This window comes from Vibrio sp. NC2, assembly GCF_025195005.1.
Lineage (GTDB): Bacteria > Pseudomonadota > Gammaproteobacteria > Enterobacterales > Vibrionaceae > Vibrio > Vibrio splendidus.
The window spans coordinates 147,457-166,382 of record NZ_JANVFC010000005.1 but is presented as its reverse complement, the minus strand read 5'-3'; the positions used below and the strand labels follow the sequence as shown (position 1 = coordinate 166,382).

General features: G+C 46.0%; 18 protein-coding genes. All 18 read right to left on the bottom strand.

All coding sequences use genetic code 11. The annotated features are described in order from the left end of the window. Positions 1 to 2: 2 nt before the first annotated feature. The 18 genes from fliP to fliD all read right to left on the bottom strand — a co-directional run bounded on the left by fliP (position 3) and on the right by fliD (position 18,926). Positions 3 to 932 (bottom strand): flagellar type III secretion system pore protein FliP, encoded by a 930-nt coding sequence (fliP, locus tag NX845_RS09735; RefSeq protein WP_017091072.1) that lies wholly within the window; start codon positions 930 to 932, stop codon positions 3 to 5. Then, positions 919 to 1,335, bottom strand: a complete 417-nt coding sequence (fliO, locus tag NX845_RS09730) for a flagellar biosynthetic protein FliO (RefSeq protein ID WP_405054869.1) — start codon at positions 1,333 to 1,335, stop codon at positions 919 to 921. Before fliO ends, fliP begins: the two co-directional genes overlap by 14 nt. A 104-nt stretch (positions 1,336 to 1,439) precedes the next feature. Next, positions 1,440 to 1,850, bottom strand: coding sequence for a flagellar motor switch protein FliN (gene fliN, locus NX845_RS09725; protein ID WP_004736208.1), 411 nt, complete (start codon positions 1,848 to 1,850; stop codon positions 1,440 to 1,442). A gap of 29 nt (positions 1,851 to 1,879) precedes the next feature. Beyond that, positions 1,880 to 2,923 carry a flagellar motor switch protein FliM gene (gene fliM / locus NX845_RS09720; RefSeq protein ID WP_017087925.1) on the bottom strand — a complete coding sequence of 348 codons (1,044 nt, stop codon included), beginning with the start codon at positions 2,921 to 2,923 and terminating at the stop codon, positions 1,880 to 1,882. A 7-nt stretch (positions 2,924 to 2,930) separates the two neighbouring features. Beyond that, positions 2,931 to 3,419, bottom strand: coding sequence for a flagellar basal body-associated protein FliL (gene fliL / locus NX845_RS09715; RefSeq protein WP_017087926.1), 489 nt, complete (start codon positions 3,417 to 3,419; stop codon positions 2,931 to 2,933). Positions 3,420 to 3,532: 113 nt separating this feature from the next. Continuing rightward, positions 3,533 to 5,662: a flagellar hook-length control protein FliK gene (locus tag NX845_RS09710; RefSeq protein WP_260256783.1), complete on the bottom strand. Its 2,130-nt coding sequence runs from the start codon at positions 5,660 to 5,662 to the stop codon at positions 3,533 to 3,535. A gap of 182 nt (positions 5,663 to 5,844) precedes the next feature. Continuing rightward, positions 5,845 to 6,282 (bottom strand): flagellar export protein FliJ, encoded by a 438-nt coding sequence (fliJ, locus tag NX845_RS09705; RefSeq protein WP_017076818.1) that lies wholly within the window; start codon positions 6,280 to 6,282, stop codon positions 5,845 to 5,847. Positions 6,283 to 6,301: 19 nt separating this feature from the next. Further along, the gene (gene fliI / locus NX845_RS09700; RefSeq protein ID WP_010439337.1) at positions 6,302 to 7,621 is read right to left on the bottom strand and encodes a flagellar protein export ATPase FliI; all 1,320 of its coding nucleotides are present in this window, start codon (positions 7,619 to 7,621) and stop codon (positions 6,302 to 6,304) included. Then, positions 7,621 to 8,421 carry a flagellar assembly protein FliH gene (fliH, locus tag NX845_RS09695; RefSeq protein WP_017095934.1) on the bottom strand — a complete coding sequence of 267 codons (801 nt, stop codon included), beginning with the start codon at positions 8,419 to 8,421 and terminating at the stop codon, positions 7,621 to 7,623. The genes fliI and fliH overlap by 1 nt, the downstream gene beginning before the upstream one ends. A 125-nt stretch (positions 8,422 to 8,546) precedes the next feature. After that, positions 8,547 to 9,608, bottom strand: a complete 1,062-nt coding sequence (gene fliG, locus NX845_RS09690) for a flagellar motor switch protein FliG (RefSeq protein WP_004736200.1) — start codon at positions 9,606 to 9,608, stop codon at positions 8,547 to 8,549. Continuing rightward, the gene (gene fliF / locus NX845_RS09685) at positions 9,601 to 11,343 is read right to left on the bottom strand and encodes a flagellar basal-body MS-ring/collar protein FliF (RefSeq protein ID WP_017091069.1); all 1,743 of its coding nucleotides are present in this window, start codon (positions 11,341 to 11,343) and stop codon (positions 9,601 to 9,603) included. Before fliF ends, fliG begins: the two co-directional genes overlap by 8 nt. Positions 11,344 to 11,359: 16 nt before the next feature. Further along, positions 11,360 to 11,671 (bottom strand): flagellar hook-basal body complex protein FliE, encoded by a 312-nt coding sequence (gene fliE / locus NX845_RS09680; RefSeq protein ID WP_004736198.1) that lies wholly within the window; start codon positions 11,669 to 11,671, stop codon positions 11,360 to 11,362. Between the two features lie 132 nt (positions 11,672 to 11,803). Next, positions 11,804 to 13,213 carry a sigma-54 dependent transcriptional regulator gene (locus NX845_RS09675; protein WP_017095936.1) on the bottom strand — a complete coding sequence of 470 codons (1,410 nt, stop codon included), beginning with the start codon at positions 13,211 to 13,213 and terminating at the stop codon, positions 11,804 to 11,806. Positions 13,214 to 13,246: 33 nt separating this feature from the next. Continuing rightward, positions 13,247 to 14,287 (bottom strand): PAS domain-containing sensor histidine kinase, encoded by a 1,041-nt coding sequence (locus NX845_RS09670; RefSeq protein WP_017095937.1) that lies wholly within the window; start codon positions 14,285 to 14,287, stop codon positions 13,247 to 13,249. 185 nt (positions 14,288 to 14,472) lie between these two features. After that, positions 14,473 to 15,939, bottom strand: coding sequence for a sigma-54 dependent transcriptional regulator (locus NX845_RS09665; protein ID WP_004736195.1), 1,467 nt, complete (start codon positions 15,937 to 15,939; stop codon positions 14,473 to 14,475). Positions 15,940 to 16,166: 227 nt separating this feature from the next. Further along, on the bottom strand, positions 16,167 to 16,577 hold the full coding sequence (gene fliS, locus NX845_RS09660) for a flagellar export chaperone FliS (protein ID WP_017087931.1): 411 nt from the start codon (positions 16,575 to 16,577) through the stop codon (positions 16,167 to 16,169). 12 nt (positions 16,578 to 16,589) lie between these two features. Then, positions 16,590 to 16,895, bottom strand: a complete 306-nt coding sequence (locus NX845_RS09655) for a flagellar protein FliT (protein ID WP_004736193.1) — start codon at positions 16,893 to 16,895, stop codon at positions 16,590 to 16,592. Positions 16,896 to 16,898: 3 nt separating this feature from the next. Continuing rightward, on the bottom strand, positions 16,899 to 18,926 hold the full coding sequence (gene fliD, locus NX845_RS09650; protein WP_017095939.1) for a flagellar filament capping protein FliD: 2,028 nt from the start codon (positions 18,924 to 18,926) through the stop codon (positions 16,899 to 16,901).

Here is an 18,926-nt window from a genome sequence, read left to right as displayed (position 1 = left end):
AGCTACAAGGCAAAACTGCCGGCGAGAGTGGAGAGTATCAAGTTCCAACCATCAACAAGAACGAACAGCATCAACTTAAATGGTAACGATACAATCATCGGTGACAACATCATCATACCCATAGCCATCAATACCGAGGCGACCACCAAGTCGATGATTAAGAAAGGTAAGAACAGCATGAAGCCAATTTGGAAAGCCGTTTTCAACTCCGATGTGATAAACGCTGGAATCAGAACCGCCATGGAAACATCTTCAGGGTTAGTCACTTCCGCACCCGAGATCTCAACAAAGGTTTCTAGATCTTTGATTCGGGTTTGTTTGAGCATGAAAGACTTAATCGGGCCTTGCGCAACGTCGAACGCCTGTCGTGCCGATATTTGTTCATTGAGATAAGGCTGAACCGCTTGCTCATTCACTTGATTGATCACTGGCGACATGATGAAAAAGGTCAAAAATATCGCGATACCAATAATCACTTGGTTTGAAGGCGTTTGTTGGAGACCCATCGCCTGACGCAAAATAGACATCACCACCACAATACGGGTGAACGACGTCATCAAAATTACCATTGCCGGCAAGAAGCCAAGCATGGTCATTAGGGCCAATATCTGTAAATTGATCGAGTAGTCTTCACCGCCATTGGCGTTGGTGGTCATGGTAAAGGCAGGAATGCCACCACCATTACCCGTTAAACTACCAGTGGTCATGGTTTGCGATTTAGCTTGGTCTTGTTCCATCGTGCTGATGGTAACCGACTCTGAGCCTGCTGTATTCGCTGGAATGACGGTGCCATCTTCAGCCTGTGCAAATACCGACACACTGAACACGAAAGAACAGAGGAGAATGAGCTGAACCAACAACGCTTTTACCACTCGAAAAGATCCGATTTGGCAAAGGTAAGATGAGGTAAAAAGTCCGTTACTTGTTTGCATCTTTTTTAATTAGCTGGGAAAGCTGACTTGAAAATGTACTTTTTTCCAGCATCTCCTGAGTAAGAGGTTTATCGAGCTTAGAGATCAGCTGAATCGACTGTGTGGTAATGCCGACTAAGAACTGTTCATCGCCTGCTTGCACAATCGCAATGCGTTCTTTAGTACCAACAGGAATTTGCCTAACAATCGCCAAACCTTGTTGATTCGACATCGCAGGCACTTGCATTCGCTTGAGTAACCAAGCAATAAATAAGATGAAGGCGATAACGAAAATTAGCGACCCAAAAGTGGTCGCTAAATCTAGAGAAGGAGGCGCGGCAAAAACAATAGAAGGCGTAGACAACAGCCCTATTCCCAATGTTCCACGGGACAAGCTTGTGATTTCACGAAACAAGCCAGTCATTCCGCGAAACAAGCAGGTCATTCCACGAAACAAACCCGTCACTCCGCGAAACAAACCAGTTATCCCGCGAGACGAGCCCACCAATCTTTTTGGCGAAAATCGCATTAACGTAGCTTCTTAATTCGTTCTGTTTGGCTAATTACATCAGTCAAACGAATACCAAATTTGTCGTTCACCACAACCACTTCTCCGTGAGCAATCAGAGTACCGTTAACCATCACGTCTAGTGACTCACCAGCAATTCTATCGAGCTCTACAACCGAACCTTGGTTCAATTGAAGTAAGTTACGGATACTGATCTGAGAACGGCCAACTTCCATCGAGATAGTCACTGGGATATCCATGATGGTATCCAGTTTACGACGCTCATCTTCAGAAATCGGAGACGATGAATCAGTTAGCTCATCAAGTGGCGCCGCAAGCACATCATCAACATCAATTGACGGTGCTAAAGGGTCTTCACCAAGTGCTGCAGCCCATTCGTCTGCTAGCTTTTGATCTTCACTAGGTTCCATTACCAATTCCTATACTTTTATCTATTTTGCTATTCGTCATCATCGCTGTTTTCGAGCTCAGACATTAGGTCTTTGCCTAGAAAAGCGAGATCAGTTTTGACCACACTTGGTCTTCGAATTTTTTCCGAAATCTGTACCGCGAGTTTTTCACCCGCACGCCCCATTTTCACACGATACGTTGGTAGTTCTTCAACAAACATCGTCGCGTGTTCAGGCATGTTCATGGGAATGACATCTCCTGGGCGCAGCTCCATCAAATCACGTAGAGAAATATCTTGCTCTAACAAGTTCACACGAAAGTTAACGGGTACATCCATGATTTCATCACGCAATGCCGAACTCCAACGAACGTCAGTTTCCATTTTGTCTGATTGAACACCAGCGTCCAACAATTCACGAATCGGCTCAACCATGGAATAAGGCATCACGACGTGGAAGTCACCGCCACCGCCATCCACTTCAATGTGGAATGAACTCACAACAATCACTTCTGTTGGGCTCACAATATTCGCCATACTTGGGTTCACTTCAGAATCCAAGTATTCAAACTCAACCCCCATTACTGGAGACCAAGCTTCTTTGTAATCTTCAAAAACAATTTTCAGCAGTAACTGAATAATTCGTCTTTCTGTTGGCGTGAATTCACGGCCTTCAATCTTGGCGTGGAAACGGCCGTCACCACCAAAAAAGTTTTCTACAAGAATAAATACAAGGCGTGCTTCCATAGTGATCAGCGCCGTACCTTTCAACGGGCGGAAACGAACCATGTTTAAACTGGTGGGTACATACAATGTGTTTTGGTACTCACCAAACTTCATCATTTGTACGCCATTGATCGACACTTCAGCCGTTTTACGCAACATGTTAAACAAACTGATACGCAAATGACGTGCAAAGCGCTCGTTAATAAGTTCAAGGGTCGGCATTCGACCACGAACAATTCGATCTTGTGAAGAGAAGTCGAAATTAACCGCACTGTCGTTATCAGCTTCTACGCTATCTTCAACTTCTTCAACATCATCTACGCCATGTAATAGCGCGTCAATTTCGTCTTGGCTTAATAAATCGGTCACAAATTACCTACTGAATCACAAAATCAGTGAATAGCACTTTTTCAATAACAGGCTGGCCAACAGCTTGAGTCAGGCTTGCTTTGATATCTTCCGTTGCCTTGTTACGCAGTTCAACTCGCCCAGTGGGTGAACGCAATTGATCGACCGTTGCCGAGGCGAACGTCGCCAAGAGCGTACTTTCCACGAGTGGAGAGTGGTAACGAGCAAGGTCTTCATTCTTACTGCCCCGAACCATCATCTGTGCTTTTATCTGAACTAGGCGATCTTTTTTATCACCTGTCACATTGAACAAAAAAGGCTGAGGGATATTAACATACATAACGGGCTCTGCAGCGACCACAGCAGTGGCTGGCTGAGACGGAGATTCAGAGGCGCTATCATCAGAGCCTAAGAAAAAGAGCAGCGCACCACCTACACCAAGCAGTAACACGACTACGGCAATAATGATGATAAGGAGCTTGCTCTTCCCTTTAGGTGCATCTTGTTCTTCTGCCATACTTTACTCTAACTTCCTGTTCTTTCGATTAACTGACGGTTTTTTCTATTAACTAACAGTACTTTCTATTAACTGATGGTTCTTTCTATTAACCAAGCGTTCTTAGCCTGATATTAGGCATAATAACTAATTCCATCACGCTTTGATGCGACATTCAATTCAAGATTGCTGCCACTATCAAGGTTTTCATCACCTTGGCCATCATTTGTGCGGTTAGCGCCGGATTGTTGCTCACCATTGTTGTATCTATCTTGCCCCTGACCGGAGTTCTGTTGTTGAACTGACGAATCGGCTAACTGTAGCCCTTGTTGAGCAAGCATCTCCCTCAAGCGAGGTAAGGTTTGTTCAATCACCTCTCTTGCCTGTTGATTACTAACCGTAAAGTGCACATTTGCCACGTCATTATTCATGGTCATGCGGATTTTCATCTGACCCAATTCTGGTGGGTCGAGACGAATGTCCAAGTTCTTGAGGTTCTTAGACATCATCATTTGGACTTTTTCCGCGACCTGCTCATTGGCTAGCTCTTTGGTGAGCTGTAAAGGCGCTTGTTGAGCAGCTTGAATTTCAGCTCGCGTAGGTGCTGAACCAGCCGTTGCTGTACCTTGTGCGCCAGCCGCAGAAGCGATCTGCTGGGCCAAGGTCGAATCTTTAGAATCTTCTTTAGCACCCGCTTTACCCAAACCAGACAATGCAGCTGCACCAGCGCCCGCTTTAAGAAGCGCGTCAGTCGAGCTTGCTTTTGTGGCTGCTGGCGTTGCATTCATCGCTAGGCTTTGTGCCGTTAAGCTAGGATCTAAGGCTGCTTGCTGCTGCATTGGAGCGGCATTCCCTTGTTGTAATTGCTGAGCCGCTGTCTGTTGAGCCGCATGCGCATTATTGGCGTGCAGCATTGCCGCCTTATCCGTAATAGCATTAATTGCTGATTGAGAAGCGACCTGCGCTGATACTTGTTGTGCAGCCGTCGCTACTGCCGCTGTTGATGCCACCGCGGCTAAGGCTTTGGCTTCATTTGAATCAGTATTGTCCCAATCAATAGCGGCGGGTTCACCGGGAGTGCTGTTCACGTTCGGAGCTTGGCTTAGTAAAGCCGTTGCTTGCTGTTGAACATTGGTTAGTTGTTGATTCAAGACTTCTAAGTTAGAGGTTGCTTGAGCCAACGCAGCTTGCTCATCGACCGTCAACTTAGTGCCACTTTGTTGCTTTTGAACCAGACCATCAACAACAAACTGTTCTGATTCGATTTGTCTATTCAATTGGTTTAACGCTTTGGTATGGGTATCAACCTGTTTTGCAAATTCCATATCCGCTGCTGAGAGTGCTTGACTCTGATCGGCAGCAACCACACTAGCCGCGTTCTTTTGGCGCAACTCTCGGCTCATACTCGCTTCAATTTGTTCTGGGGTGACGCCTTTATCCATCAACTGTCGAATTTCAGCATCAGTCAGCTGTGAAACACCCTTACCTCCGGTAAGTGCGGCAATTTCAGAATCGACCTCAAGACTGTTTTCTTGGTTTGCTGTATTGGTTTGTTGTACCGATTTACCCACCGTGTCGGTCGCAAGAACGCCCACAGCAGTTGCACCTACAATCTTGCCCTGTGCTTCATCAACCTTCACTTGCTGAGGCAAGCCTTTGCCGTTGTCAGGCTGATTCAGTGTTTTGTTTGCCTCGTCCAACTGACCAAGCAATTTATTGCCTTCACTCATCGCAGCACTAGCTTGAGATGCCCCCTGAGCATTCAGCTCTGCGGATTGTGAATCAGAATCACTATTGACCAGAGCTTTCTGGGACTGGTCACCTTTGGGCTGAGCCGCAGCCAAGGCATCGTCATCAGACGGTTTCGACGAGGCTTTATCGCTCGACGGTGAATTTAGTTCAGACGTCTGTTCAGTAGTTGCGTTGCTAGTAGCCGTATTTTCAACATCCGTCGCTACTTTAGTCTGCTTGGTTTGAGCTTCGCTAGCCTCATCAGCGATCTTAGACTCAGTTGAGTCACCTTTAGTCTTTTCAGCTGATACTTCGTCTTCCGCAGAGGTCTGTTTTTCGTCTGATTTTGAGGCGTCATCAGTGTCTTTTACTGCCGCTTTGCTGTCACTTTCTTCAAAGCCTAGCGCTTCTTTAAAAGACTCTAAGAAACCTTTAGAGTCGCCGGTCTCTTCTACCTTTGAAGAGGCAGAACCGGTGTCCAACAACGATGACGTTTTGTTGGTCGCTGAATTTGAGGAAAGGCTAACATTCATATATACAAGCTCTATCTACTAGCTTTGCTGCCATAAATCGGACAACAAAAAGAAAGTCGGGTGCTTTTCATGCCTTTGCTGGGCATAACGCGCAATTTTATATAAAACGGAGCAAGAAACATGCCTATTAGTTCTGTTCTCACAATCTGAACGGCAACACCTTCGTCATTCAGGGCTTAGGATCACATCTTCTTTCGGCCATACATCAACGTCGAGAACTCATCCATTTGCTTTTGTTCTCTTTGATCTTGCAGCTTTGCCTTCTCTTTCTGTTTTTTCTCCATCAACCACTCGTAGGATTTACGCTTTTTACGTAGCTCCATCCAGTAGTTTTGGCAGTTGTCGACTTGGTTTTTAAAATGATGCTCCGCTTCTCTCTGTTTAGATAATGTTTCATCTAGTTGAGTTAAAAAACGGTTCAAGTGACCGTACTGACTCGCTGTGAGTCCTGCTTTTCCGCGGTCAATAAGTTGCTGACAGTAATCAAGTCGGTACTTTTCAATCTGAGCGACCTGCTCATAGTAACCTTGAAGCTCTGAATTCGCTTTGTTGAGCGCGAGTACGGCTTGGTTCTCTTGATCCTTGGCTTGGTCGAGCAAAAATTCTAATGCGTTATCCATGACTAACCTTATTCATTCGTTAGCCACCCAATACATGTTTCAACATGTTGACACACATGTCATAGGGAACCGTTTCTTTCATTTTTTGCTGTAGGTACTCGTCCAACCTCGGTTTCAAGGTGAAGGCACTATCAATGGCAGGATCAGTCCCCGGTTTGTAAGCGCCAATCGATACCAAATCTTGGTTTTTACGACAGATAGACAGTACTTGGCGCACCGCTTTCGACATCAATACATGTTCTTCGGTGGTGATTTGCGGCATAACACGACTGACGGATTTCTCAACATCAATCGCAGGATAATGTCCGGCATCGGCCATCTCACGCGATAAAACAATGTGACCATCAAGAATCGCTCGTGACGCATCGGCAATCGGGTCTTGTAAGTCATCACCTTCAGTTAAAACGGTAAAGAAAGCCGTGATAGAACCTTGTTCATCGTTGCCGTTACCCGCACGTTCCACCAGCGCAGGAAGCTTGGCGAATACTGATGGCGGATAACCTTTGGTTGCTGGCGGCTCACCCACAGACAGAGCAATTTCACGCTGAGCCTGAGCAAAACGGGTCAATGAATCCATTAATAAAAGAACATCTAAACCTTGGTCGCGGAAGTACTCAGCTACAGCCAGTGCAGTTTGACAACCTTTCAATCGCATCAGTGGCGATGAATCCGCAGGAGCAGCGACCACCACAGATCGTTTTCGTCCATCTTCGCCAAGAATCTCTTCAATAAATTCTTTAACTTCTCGTCCACGCTCACCAATTAGACCTACCACCACCACTTGCGCGGTTGTGCCTCGAGTCATCATCCCTAGCGTGACCGACTTACCGACACCGGAACCAGCAAACAGACCAATACGCTGACCTTTACCTACCGTCAGCAAGCCATTTATGGCCTTCAAGCCAACATCGAGCGGTTCAGATATAGGTTTTCGAGCTAAAGGGTTGATTGGCTCAGCGTTAAATGAAGCGCGTTGTTCGGTATAGATTGGACCTAGCCCATCAAGTGGATTACCCACCCCGTCGATCACTCGGCCAAGTAATTCCATTCCGACAGGGATACCGCTTTCAGTGGTCACGGGGGTCACACGAGCGCCAGGTAATATCCCAGTGATTTGTTCACTCGGCATCAAAAATAAGTTATCACCAGAGAAACCGACGACTTCGGCCTCCATCTGACCAGACATGGTTTCTACTAAACACAGGCTGCCGATGGGTGCTTTACAACCGGTCGCTTCAAGCGTTAAGCCAACAACGCGTACTAACTTACCAGAGGCAATTGGTCGCGATTTTAGCCCTTCGACTTTGTATTGGCTAAGACGATTTGCTAATTCAAGCATTACTCATGACCCTGATGACGGTTTGCGCCACAGAAGTTTTGAATGACGTTTTTCACACGGTCTTCCATGCGGTAGTTAACGCTCGACTCACCCGCTTCGATTTGTACGTCACCACGGTTGAGTGCCGGCTCTGCAACTAACGTCCAATTGCGGCAATCCAATTCAGTTTCGCCATACGCAGAACGAATAATCGCGACGTCTTCGGGATTAAGCTTCAATGTGATCGCATGACCTGAGATCGGCAACGACTCGACCGACTCTTTGACGGTATCTAATATGATTTGTGGGTTGGTTTGCACTTCAACATGAACCACTTCTTTGACCATGGTCAATACCATGTCCACCAATTGCTTCTCTACCTGAGCGTTCATCAGATCTAACGGTTGAGCAAACTGGTTGGCTAGCCCCATAAAGATGGCAACTTGCTGCTGAATGTACTCTTGACCAGCAGTCACGCCTTCAAGCTTGCCGGCTTGGTTGCCTTCTTCGTGGCCTGCAGCAAACCCTTCTTCTTTACCTTTATCGTAACCCTGTTTAAAGCCAGCTTCTTGGCCTTGATGAAGCCCTTCCTGATAAGCACCTTGCTTAATCAGTTCGATTTGCTCTTCAGTCAGAACAAGCTCTTCGTCTTCAATGGCTTCTTCAACCGTCGGCATCCAACTAGGATCGTAATTAAAGGCCGTTTCTTTGGCTTGTTTATTCACATCAGAGGTGTAGTCAGGCAACCCCCATTTCTGAGGTTGGGCAACCGTATTATCTTCTTCAGGGCGAAGGAAGCCGCGTTTTCTATCACCTGACATATCAGTACCTATCTATGAATGCGTCCAGCTGCATTGTAAATTCAAGCCGTTGAACGGAGTTAATCTTGGGTTCGAGATTGGATAAAGAAAAGCCCCAACAGTGTGGGGCTCTTGAGGTTTCTGTATTAAAGGAACTCGTCGGCGCCACCAGACAGCATAATCTCGCCACTGTCTGCCATCTTCCTCGCAATACCCAATATCTCTTTTTGAGCCGCTTCCACGTCGGAGACTTTTACTGGCGGCATCGCCTCAATGTCGTCTCTCATCATATCGGCAGCACGTTTAGACATGTTCTTGAAGATCTTCTCACGTAGACCGTCATCAGCACCTTTAAGCGCTTTTTGTAGAACGTCTTGTGGAACATCACGCAGCAGTCGCTGAACACCTTGGTCATCAACTTCAATAAGGTTTTCAAAGACAAACATAAGATCTTGAATCTGCGTTGCCATATCTTCGTCTTGATCACGGATTTGATCCATCAAGACACCTTCCACATTATTGTCCATGTAGTTCATGATCTCAGCCGCGGCTTTCAGGCCACCAATTTTGGCAGCTTGAGCACCCGCTTGACCCGCAAACTGTTTCTCCATGATTTCGTTCAATTCAGCAAGAGCCGAAGGTTGAACTTCTTCAAGGTTAGCGATACGCATCATCAGATCCAGACGAACTCTTTCTGGGAATTGAGACAGAATCTCAGCCGACTGATCAGAATCGAGGTACGACAATACAATGGTTTGAATCTGAGGGTGCTCGTTGATGATGATACTCGCCACCTGACGAGGATCCATCCACTTAAGTGAGTCCAAACCTTTCGAGCCAGTACCAAGAAGGATTTGGTCAACAAGGTTATTCGCCTTGTCTTCACCCAAGGCAGCAACCAGTGCATTACGCATGAAGTCTTCACTGCCCATACCAATGTTGGTGTACTTCTGAATATCATCTAAGAAAGCACGGTGAACCGCTCCCACTTTTTCTTGGGAGAGATCAGTCGCTCGCGCCATTGCACTACCCACACGCTGAACCTGTTTTGGCTCTAGGTGACGAATAATACCAGCAGCATCTTCTTCATTTAAACTTAGCAACAAGATCGCAGCGCGTTCGTCGCCTGAGATAGAATCGATATCCACGCTAGAGACATCAAGCACTTCACCGCCTTCCGTTTGTTGTGGAACTATTTCGTTAGCCATCTACCATCCAATTCTTAACTACTTGAGCTGCTAGCTCTGGTTCATTCGCTACAAGTGCACGTACTGCTTTCAGCACGTCTTCGTCTTTATGAAGGTTAGGTAAGTCGATGCTTGAACCAAATTCAAACAGCTCGCCACCTTCAATATCACCACCAATTAAGCTGGTTTCGCCGTCGGCGCCAATTGGCATACCATCAGGGCCGTACATTTGATCATCATCGTCAGCTGCTGGGTTAAGCAGTTTCTTCATTGCAGGGCGAACAAGTACCAATACCACGACGATAATAACCAACGCGCTCGCAAACCAACGTACCCAATCATTGAAGTTTGGATGCTCCCAAATTGGCACATCAGCGACAACATCCGTCACTTGTGGTGCGAACTGCATGCTTAACACATTGAGTAAATCGCCACGATTTTCATCAAAGCCGACAGTACCAATCAGTACCTGACGAATCGCATTAATTTCGCTGGCAGGGATTGGCGTATGAACCACTTCGCCCGTATCAGGGTTCAGTGATTGACGGTCTTTGATCGCTACCGATACCGTCTGTCGGTTAACCGTGCCACTCTGTTTACGTTCATGGCTGATGGTTGTGTCTAGCTCAAAGTTTCGGGTCGCCTCTTTGTGAACCGAGCCTTGCCCCGTCATCGAACCGTCTTTCATCTGAGCGACATCTTGGGGAATTGAAGCATCTGCAGGGGGCTGGTTACTCAAAGCGCCAGGAATACCAGCCACAGTGTTGCCGTTGTTATAATCTTCTAACGTGTATTCACTTCGAGTCGCTGGCGTATTCGGGTCAAACCGTTTTCTTGTTTGCTCCACAGCACTAAAATCGAGTTGAATATCAACCTGAGCGGTATAGTTACCAAACCCAAGAATAGGAATTAGGATAGAGTCAATTTTTTCACGCAGTGCTTGCTCTTGATTACGCTCTAACTCATGTTCTTTACGACGCGCAGCTGACATCGGGTCTTGAGAACCTGAGTTCAACAGTCGGCCATGCTGGTCGGTCACAGTGATACGTGAGGTTTTCATTCCCGGAACGGCACTTGCTACCATGTCGACAACAGAATCAACTTCTTGCTGCTTGAGGTTAGTACCCGTTTTCAGAGTCAGGAATACGGAAGCTGAGGCTTCTTGATTGTGACGAACAAAGACACTCTGCTTTGGCAAGGCCAATAAAACCTGAGCTTTACGTACCTGTTTCATCTGCTCAATGGCTTTCGCAAGCTGTCTTTCACGACTTAATTTAAGGCGCTCTTGCTCGACACGTTGTGATACACCAAAACCCATGTCTTGCATGAGGATGTCATCACCTGCGTTTCGCTCTTGATTCAAACCCGCTCGTACCATATTAAGCTTTAATGAGTTGTACTCACTAGCCGGTACCGAGATAGTGTTACCTTCAAGAGTGTATTCGATCTTTTGTAGATCCAAGTAATCAAGTACGGGAATCAACTCTTCTGTTTCATAAGCCCCTAATGGACGCATTTCTGGCTCTTTCACCCAGAAAAACAGCATCACAATCAGCGCTACACAGATAGAAATAGATAGGACTAAGACGACCTGACGAAGTAAATCGAGATCACCGACGGCCATATCGAACTTAGAGGAACTGCGTTCACCTAGATCGGGATTTTGCCCTTCTCCGTCAAGCTCAGAACCTGCAATGAGTGCATGGTCATTGCTGTCGCTTACGGTTAAATCTGTTGTTTGACTATTATCTGCCACTATTTAATTACCCAACTTATACCGGCATATTCATCAGCTCTTTGTACGATTCGACCAATCTATTTCTAATTTGGATCGTCGCCTCAAAAGCCACACTAGATTTATTACGAGCAATCATCACGTCCGATAGAGACACGCTTTGGTCACCACTATCAAAACGAGCTTGAAGATCACCTGAGGTCTTTTGTAATGAGTTCACGTTATTAATGGCCTGCGTCAGCATGTTGCCAAAATCTGCACCGACCGCTTGCCCCGTTGCAGCAGGACGCGCGCTAGCAGCTTCAACCATCATTGCCTGCATTTCGCCTTGTAAACCATCTATTCTCATCTACTACCTCAGGAGTCAAAATTATGACTATCTATTTAGCTGTATTATTGACAGAGCAATTAGCGTGCCACACATTAAATTGACTAGACATCGTATTACACTAGTCAGAAAGCTGACACTACTAATCTATCCTCAGTTTGGGATATCTATTCCAGCATCGCGCATTTTCGCCAACTTATAACGCAATGTGCGAGGGCTAATGCCCAACTTTTCTGCCATTTCTTTGCGTCGGCCATTACAAGCGATCAGCGTCTCAAGAATAATCGCATACTCTTGATCTCGAAGCTCATTTCCAAGCCCTTCGCTGGCAGCCGAGACTTTACCAATAGGGTTCGCTTCAGCAATCGGCTTGATGTCTGGCGCTGCAACACTGTTGCCTTCCACAATTTGCTGTAGACCACTTGCGTCTTGCCAATCGACACCTTCAAGCAAGATGTGCTCACCTGAAATATTTTCTTGCTCACTCAAAATTAGAGCGCGCTGCACGACATTATCCAGTTCACGCACATTACCCGGCCACGGATAATTGACGAGCTTACTGAGGGCTTGCTCGGACAGAACAGGAACGGGCATACCAAGTTTGGTGCAATGGCGCTCAACCAAGTGCTTCGCAAGCGGCTCAATATCGCCTTTCCGTTCACACAGTGCTGGCCAAGTAATTGGAAATACATTAAGGCGGTAGTATAAATCTTCACGGAAATTCCCTTCAGAAACATACTGCTTTAGGTCGCGGTTACTGGTTGCCAGAACACGAACATCCAGCTTGATACTCTTACGGCTACCAAGACGTTCAACTTCGCGCTCTTGCAATACGCGCAGTAGTTTCGCTTGTAGGCTAAGATCCATTTCACTGATCTCATCCAACAAAATAGTACCGCCTTGAGCTTGCTCAAATTTACCAGGACAAGCTTGAATAGCACCAGTAAATGCGCCTTTATCGTAGCCAAACAGTGTTGCTTCCAACATGTTATCTGGAATCGCGGCACAGTTAATCGCAACAAACGGACCGTCTTTACGGCTCGAAGCGTTGTGAATATAGCGAGACATGACCTCTTTACCAGAACCACTTGGCCCCAACACCATGACGTTAGCATCGGTTTTAGCCACCTTATCAGCCAACATCATTAGTTTGATGCTTTTCTCATCGGCAACGATGGCATCGCCATTATCATCCGATTTTACCGGAGCGTAACGGCTCACCATATTGAGCAGTACTTCAGGCGCAAATGGCTTTGCCATATAGTCTATAGCGCCCTCTTTCATTGCGGCAACGGCGTCTTCAATGTTGGCATACGCTGTCATCAACAATACTGGTAGATTTGGCCAATGCTGCTTGATATTTCTTAGCAGTGCTAAGCCGCCCATACCTGCCATCTGCACATCAGAGACAACAATATCAACGGAGTTCGATTTCAATTTTACCAGAGCATCTTCCGCACAATCCGCTTCCAGCCATTCATAGCCAGCAAGCGCGAGAGTGTCGACAAGGGCTTCGCGTAAACCTTCATCATCTTCGACGATTAACACTTTGCTTTGAGCCATAGGATTCTCCAGTGTAAATTCAGTTAAAACTTATTAGTCTTCAGAAGAAGCGCTTCTTTCCAGCGGTAGACACATGGTAAAGCATGCGCCGTCCCCTTCTTCTGATATCAATTCCAGTCGGCCTTCATGTGCTCGACAGACCATTTGTACAACGGCTAAACCTAGACCTGTACCTTGCGAACGAGTGGTAAAGAAGGGTTCCATAATTTTACCTTGAAGCTCTTTCGGTACGCCGGGGCCACTGTCTTGCACTGATATCTTAAGCTCGCCGTTTACGGGCCTAAAAAAAACATCAATCTGCGATTCTTTACCCGCAATTTGAGCCGCATTCAAAACTAGGTTGCTCAGAGCAGAAGCTATAGCATTAGCATTGCCAAACATCTGAGTCTCTTCGCCTTCCACTTCCTGGCAATAATCAATCTGGTTCGATTTTAATGCCGCTTCCACCATTGGGTGAAATTCAGTGATCAGTTCAGCAACGGTAAATGGCTTCACAACCTTGTTGTCGCCACCTTTAGCAAACAACAGCATGTCATTCACTTGCTTCTCTAAGTCATGGAGCCTATCCATAAGCTTAGATTGAAAGCGCGTTTTTGTTGCTGGCGGCAGGTTCGGCGCGGCAAGGTTTGATGCATACAGCATCGCACTAGAGAGTGGCGTACGAACCTGATGTGCCAACGAGGCTACCATTCTGCCTAGCGACGACAAACGCTGAAGATCACTCACGCGAGACTGTAGAAGACGAGTTTCTGTCAGGTCGGTAATCAAGATAAGTTGACCCGTGGTAGAAGCTGAAATAGCCAAACGAACCTTACGCCCATTCTTCAGTGAGATCTCATGTCCATCATCGTCTTTAGGGTCAAAGGCACTTTGAATCACCGAAAACCACTTCTCGCCCACCAGTTCCACACCTAAAATTCGGTGCGCTTCTGGGTTCGCTTCCCTTACTTCACCATGAGTATCTAACAAGATGACACCTGCTGGCATCACATCAAGCACTTGCTTATAGCGCTCAACCTGCTGTTCAACTGAATCTAGGTGTGACTGATTTTCTGATTCGTTAGATCCGTGCATGTCAAAAATTTGCCTCAAATACTAAAACAGCCTGACACGTAAAACACGCGTCAGGCTATTTGCTATATTTATCACATAGTTAAGCAAGCAACAACTCGACTATGCCCTCTCTATTCTCTCAACCAAAACGATGCTTTAACTCAACACCCGTCTTAATTTGATATCGCTGAACACGAATCTGAGCTCTATCGCTGTAGATTATACTTACGCATTTTTTCAACCAGAGTGGTTCTGCGCATTCCAAGCATGTCTGCAGCACGGGCAACAATGCCACCCTGCGCTTCCAAAGCTTGGTTAATCATGTTCACTTCCATATCCGCCAACAGCTCTTTCAAATTAACACCTTCTGGTGGTAACTCTTGAGGCGCATTCGCGTTATCGGCAAGATCATCTTGCTGGTCAAAGCTGAAATCTTCTGAGAACAAATCAGAAAGTGCATCACGTTCTTGCTCTTCTTCCGACACAAAGCGATTAAATTCAGGCTGAAACTCAGGGATATCACTGTATCTATATTTAGTGGGTAGATGATTCACATCAACCAAGCTATTCGGATACAGGATAACCATTCGCTCAACGAGGTTCGCTAGCTCACGAACGTTACCTGGCCAGTAGTGCTCCATCAAAGAATTGATAGCACGTGCCGTGAAGCAGATAGGCATACTGCCTTCCGCTTCCATTCGAGTCATTAGCTCTTGAAGCAACAGTGGAATATCTTCTTTACGATCTTGAAGCGCCGGCATTTCAATCGGGAATACATTCAAGCGGTAATAAAGGTCTTCACGGAACGAGTCATCGTCGATCATGTCTTCAAGATTGCGGTGTGTTGCTGCAATCACACGAACGTCAGCTTTAATGGTGCTGTTGCCACCTACGCGTTCAAAACAGCGCTCTTGCAGTACACGCAACAACTTAACTTGCATTGCCATTGGCATATCGCCAATTTCATCAAGAAACAGTGTGCCACCTTCAGCCAATTCAAAGCGACCTTTTCGTGCGGTAATCGCACCAGTAAATGCGCCCTTCTCATGACCAAACAACTCACTTTCGAGTAAGTCTGGTGGAATAGCACCACAATTCACAGGCACAAAAGGCCCAGAACGGCGCTTAGAGTGATAGTGAATATTACGCGCTACGACTTCTTTACCGGTACCAGATTCACCAAGAATCAGCACGTTCGCTTCCGTAGAAGAAACTTGTTCAATTAAGTGACGTACTTCTTGAATGCCAGCACTTTGCCCTACGAGGCTGCGAAACAGTGTGTTCTTGCGTGCCGAAGACACCACTTGAACACCCTTGCGGCCTAAGAAATCTTTACAGTGTCTTAATGCATCACTTAATTGCGGGTAGTTAAGAGGAAGTTCAAGCTCGCCAACATAGTTAGTTAGCTCGTCAACCGGGTGATTGTTTTTACCAATCACCAGTAAAGGGATGTGATTGGCGTGAACAAGCTTTTCATTCAGTAATGCGTTGAAGCCTTTACCTTTAATGGTACCAATAATGCAGCCGGCCCACTGTAGTGACCAGTCAACTTTACGTGCTTGTTCAGAGCTGATTACTTCGCAGCTCTCTCCTACAAACTCTAATATTGTGCTTAAATTGTGACGATCTTGAGCGCTATCGTCGACGACAAGCAGTTTTGCCAAACCTTGCATAAGTAGGAATTATTGCCTTTATTTTGGTGCGATGCGGAAAACGGTGAGCGACGTAATCGATAAAACAGAGAAAAGTATCAATGATTATGGTCTACGTGGACAAATTTAGGAAATCAGCAACGAAAAAAGCCACTAGGCTATCTAATGGCTTCTATTTTATTTGATTAAAAAAATAAGGCAACCAACCAATTAAGGGATATGAGATTGGTTAAAACTGCAATTTTTCTTTAAATACCTACGTCAGCAGACGTCAAGTTGTGATATTCGTTCGGAATTTGGTCCCAAGCGCTCTTAATTTCGCGGATAATATCGATAACATCATCAATAGCCTGTGGGTCATTTTTGTGATTTGCCGCAGAAATTTGCGTGATCATGAACTCATAAAGTTGATCTAGGTTTTTCGCAATATCGCCACCATCGTCCATAGACAGGCAACTACGTAGGCTAATAATGATATCCAGAGCCTTACCAAGTCGCTCGCCTTTCACTGGGATGTTGCCCGCTTGCATTGCCGCTTTACCTTGAATCAAGCGCTCGATAGCACCTGCCATTAGCATTTGTACAATCTTATGCGGTGAGGCAGCTGTTAGCTGACTATCCACTGATACCTTTTTATATGCCTGTAAAGAACCGCGCATAGTAAACCTCTTTTATAAAAACTTTTTGTATTGTTGAACTGATTTAGCGCCGTGACGGTATTTGTGTAGGGTCTTACCTACTCGACTCGTCTCTGACTGCATCAATTCGACTAATTTTCTGGTTCTAGTAATGGCTTCAAACCATTCAGAACTTTGCTTAACGTCGGGGTGTGAGTCGATTATTTGAAGCACGTTTTGCAATAACTGTTCTCTGTTATCGACAAGCCGCGTTATTTCTTCAGCATTAATTTCACTAAATTCAAGCTTAGAGATAATTAATTGATCGAGTTCACAAAGCTCTTGCAGCTGACTGTTCATCTATTAGCCCAACGCATTCATCATACTGCCCAGTTGGGATTGCATCTTGCTAGTCGCATCTTGCATGGCAGTAAACTTAGAATGTGTACGGTTTTCTAGGCTGTCCATACGGCGATCGAGTGCGCTTTGGTCATCAACCAAGCGGTAGTTTTGCTCGACTAAGCTCTTTTCTCTAGTACGAATCGAACCTGTGATACCTGTGATACCTTGAATCGCATCTTCCACTTTTTTGGCGAAACCGTTGTTGCCGCCAAAGAACTCACCCAACTTATCGAAGTTATTATTAAGTTGACGATCAAGCATGTCGTAGTTGATTTCTAGCGAGCCTTGCCTAGTGGTAGTGATACCAAATTCAGTCAATGACTTGAGATTATCAGGCGCGCCTTCAATACTTGATGAGAACACCCCTTTCAATCGCGAATCGGCATTACGTACAGTACTGTCGCCAGAAAGCGGCCCTTTTTGGCCAGTCGTTGGATCAACGCCCGCCAAATTCTTAGACACTTGATAAAACTGATTGTAAGAGTTAACGAAAGCTTCAATGTCTTGGCGCACACTATTACGGTCGTACTCAACACCAATTTCAGCCGGTGGCTTATCTTTTGGCGTTTTTCCTTTCACCGTAATATCGATACCTTCTACGGCATCTTCAATCACATTGTTATTACTCGAAAGCTGTGCAACGCCGTCTAGAACGACCATTGAATCTTGCCCTGCCTGAACTTCAGCCATACCGCTATAGGTATCAAAAGACTGCTGTGCCTGTTCGAGCTCAGCTTGCGCTTTATCGACTTTATCTAAAAGCTCACGCTCTTCGGGTTCTAATTTCGCACGCTCAATTTTTTTGGCTTGTTCGGCGGTCAATTCGCCTTTTTGAACTTTCTCAGCCAAATCGGCTTTTTCTTGTGAAATTTTATCTTCGATACGCGCTTGTTCAGCTTCAAGCTTTTGCTGAGCTTCTTTCGGCGTCACGTAGGAATCGGTCAGAGTACCCGAGGCAGCATTTGACCACCCCGGCACGTCAGGCGCCTTCTCTATCGCTTTTTCATCAAGCTCAAGTTCTGGTGTGTAGTAAGAATCTAAAAGAGTTCCTGAGGCTGTTTCAGTCCAACCTGGGATATTGTCTTCGGGCATCACAGACTTTGACGCAAAAGCTGCGTCTAGGGCAGCTTGACCATCGGCTGCAGCTTGCTCGCCGTAACTAAGACCTTGAGAGTCTCCGTCAACATCTGAGGTAGAACCGGTTTGGGTTGCTGGGATAACATTGCCGTCTTCATCGAGTTTTTCACTCGCATTTGGGTCATCGTTAGCGATCGCTTCATCGATGAGTTCAACGGCTTTTCCAGCAGGAGTTAGAGCAAGAACATCTTGAGCAGCAAGGCGCGCTTTCTCTAGCGCCTTCACGCGCTCTTCTAGAGTTTTGTATTCGAGTTGTTTTAGAGGGTTAGCAGCATCAGACTCTACATTAATGCTGATCTGCTGATCTGAACCAGACTGGTTCGAAGCGACAATAAGTCGTGGGCCTTCGACATCATTGATAATAGATGCACGAACGCCTGGATTGCTATCTGCGCCGTTTATACTGCGAACGACATCGATAAGTTTCGATCTGTCGCCAACTTGCACATCAAAGCTGTCATCACCAAGCGAAACCTGCAGCTTACCTGGGCCAAATTTCATGTCCTCTGACAGTACATCAGAAGCCACTTTATGACTCTGGGCAAGCTGCAACACATCGATGGCATATTTGCCAGCGATCGCTTCGGTAGTCGCGGTTGCAGAGACAAGACCTTCATCGGTACTTTCAACTGTTCGCACAGCAAAAGCTTTTTCCTGACGAAAGTTTGTCATCAGGTTTTTCATCGAATCAAGGGATTCTCTGAGTCTTCCATAGGCACTAATGCTGGTATCGATTCGCGTTCGTTCATTATCAATTCGTTGCTGTTTAGGTACACGCTCCGAATCAACAATTTTGCTGACCATGGAATTGATATCCATGCCAGACGAAATCCCCATTGGGCCAAAACTCAT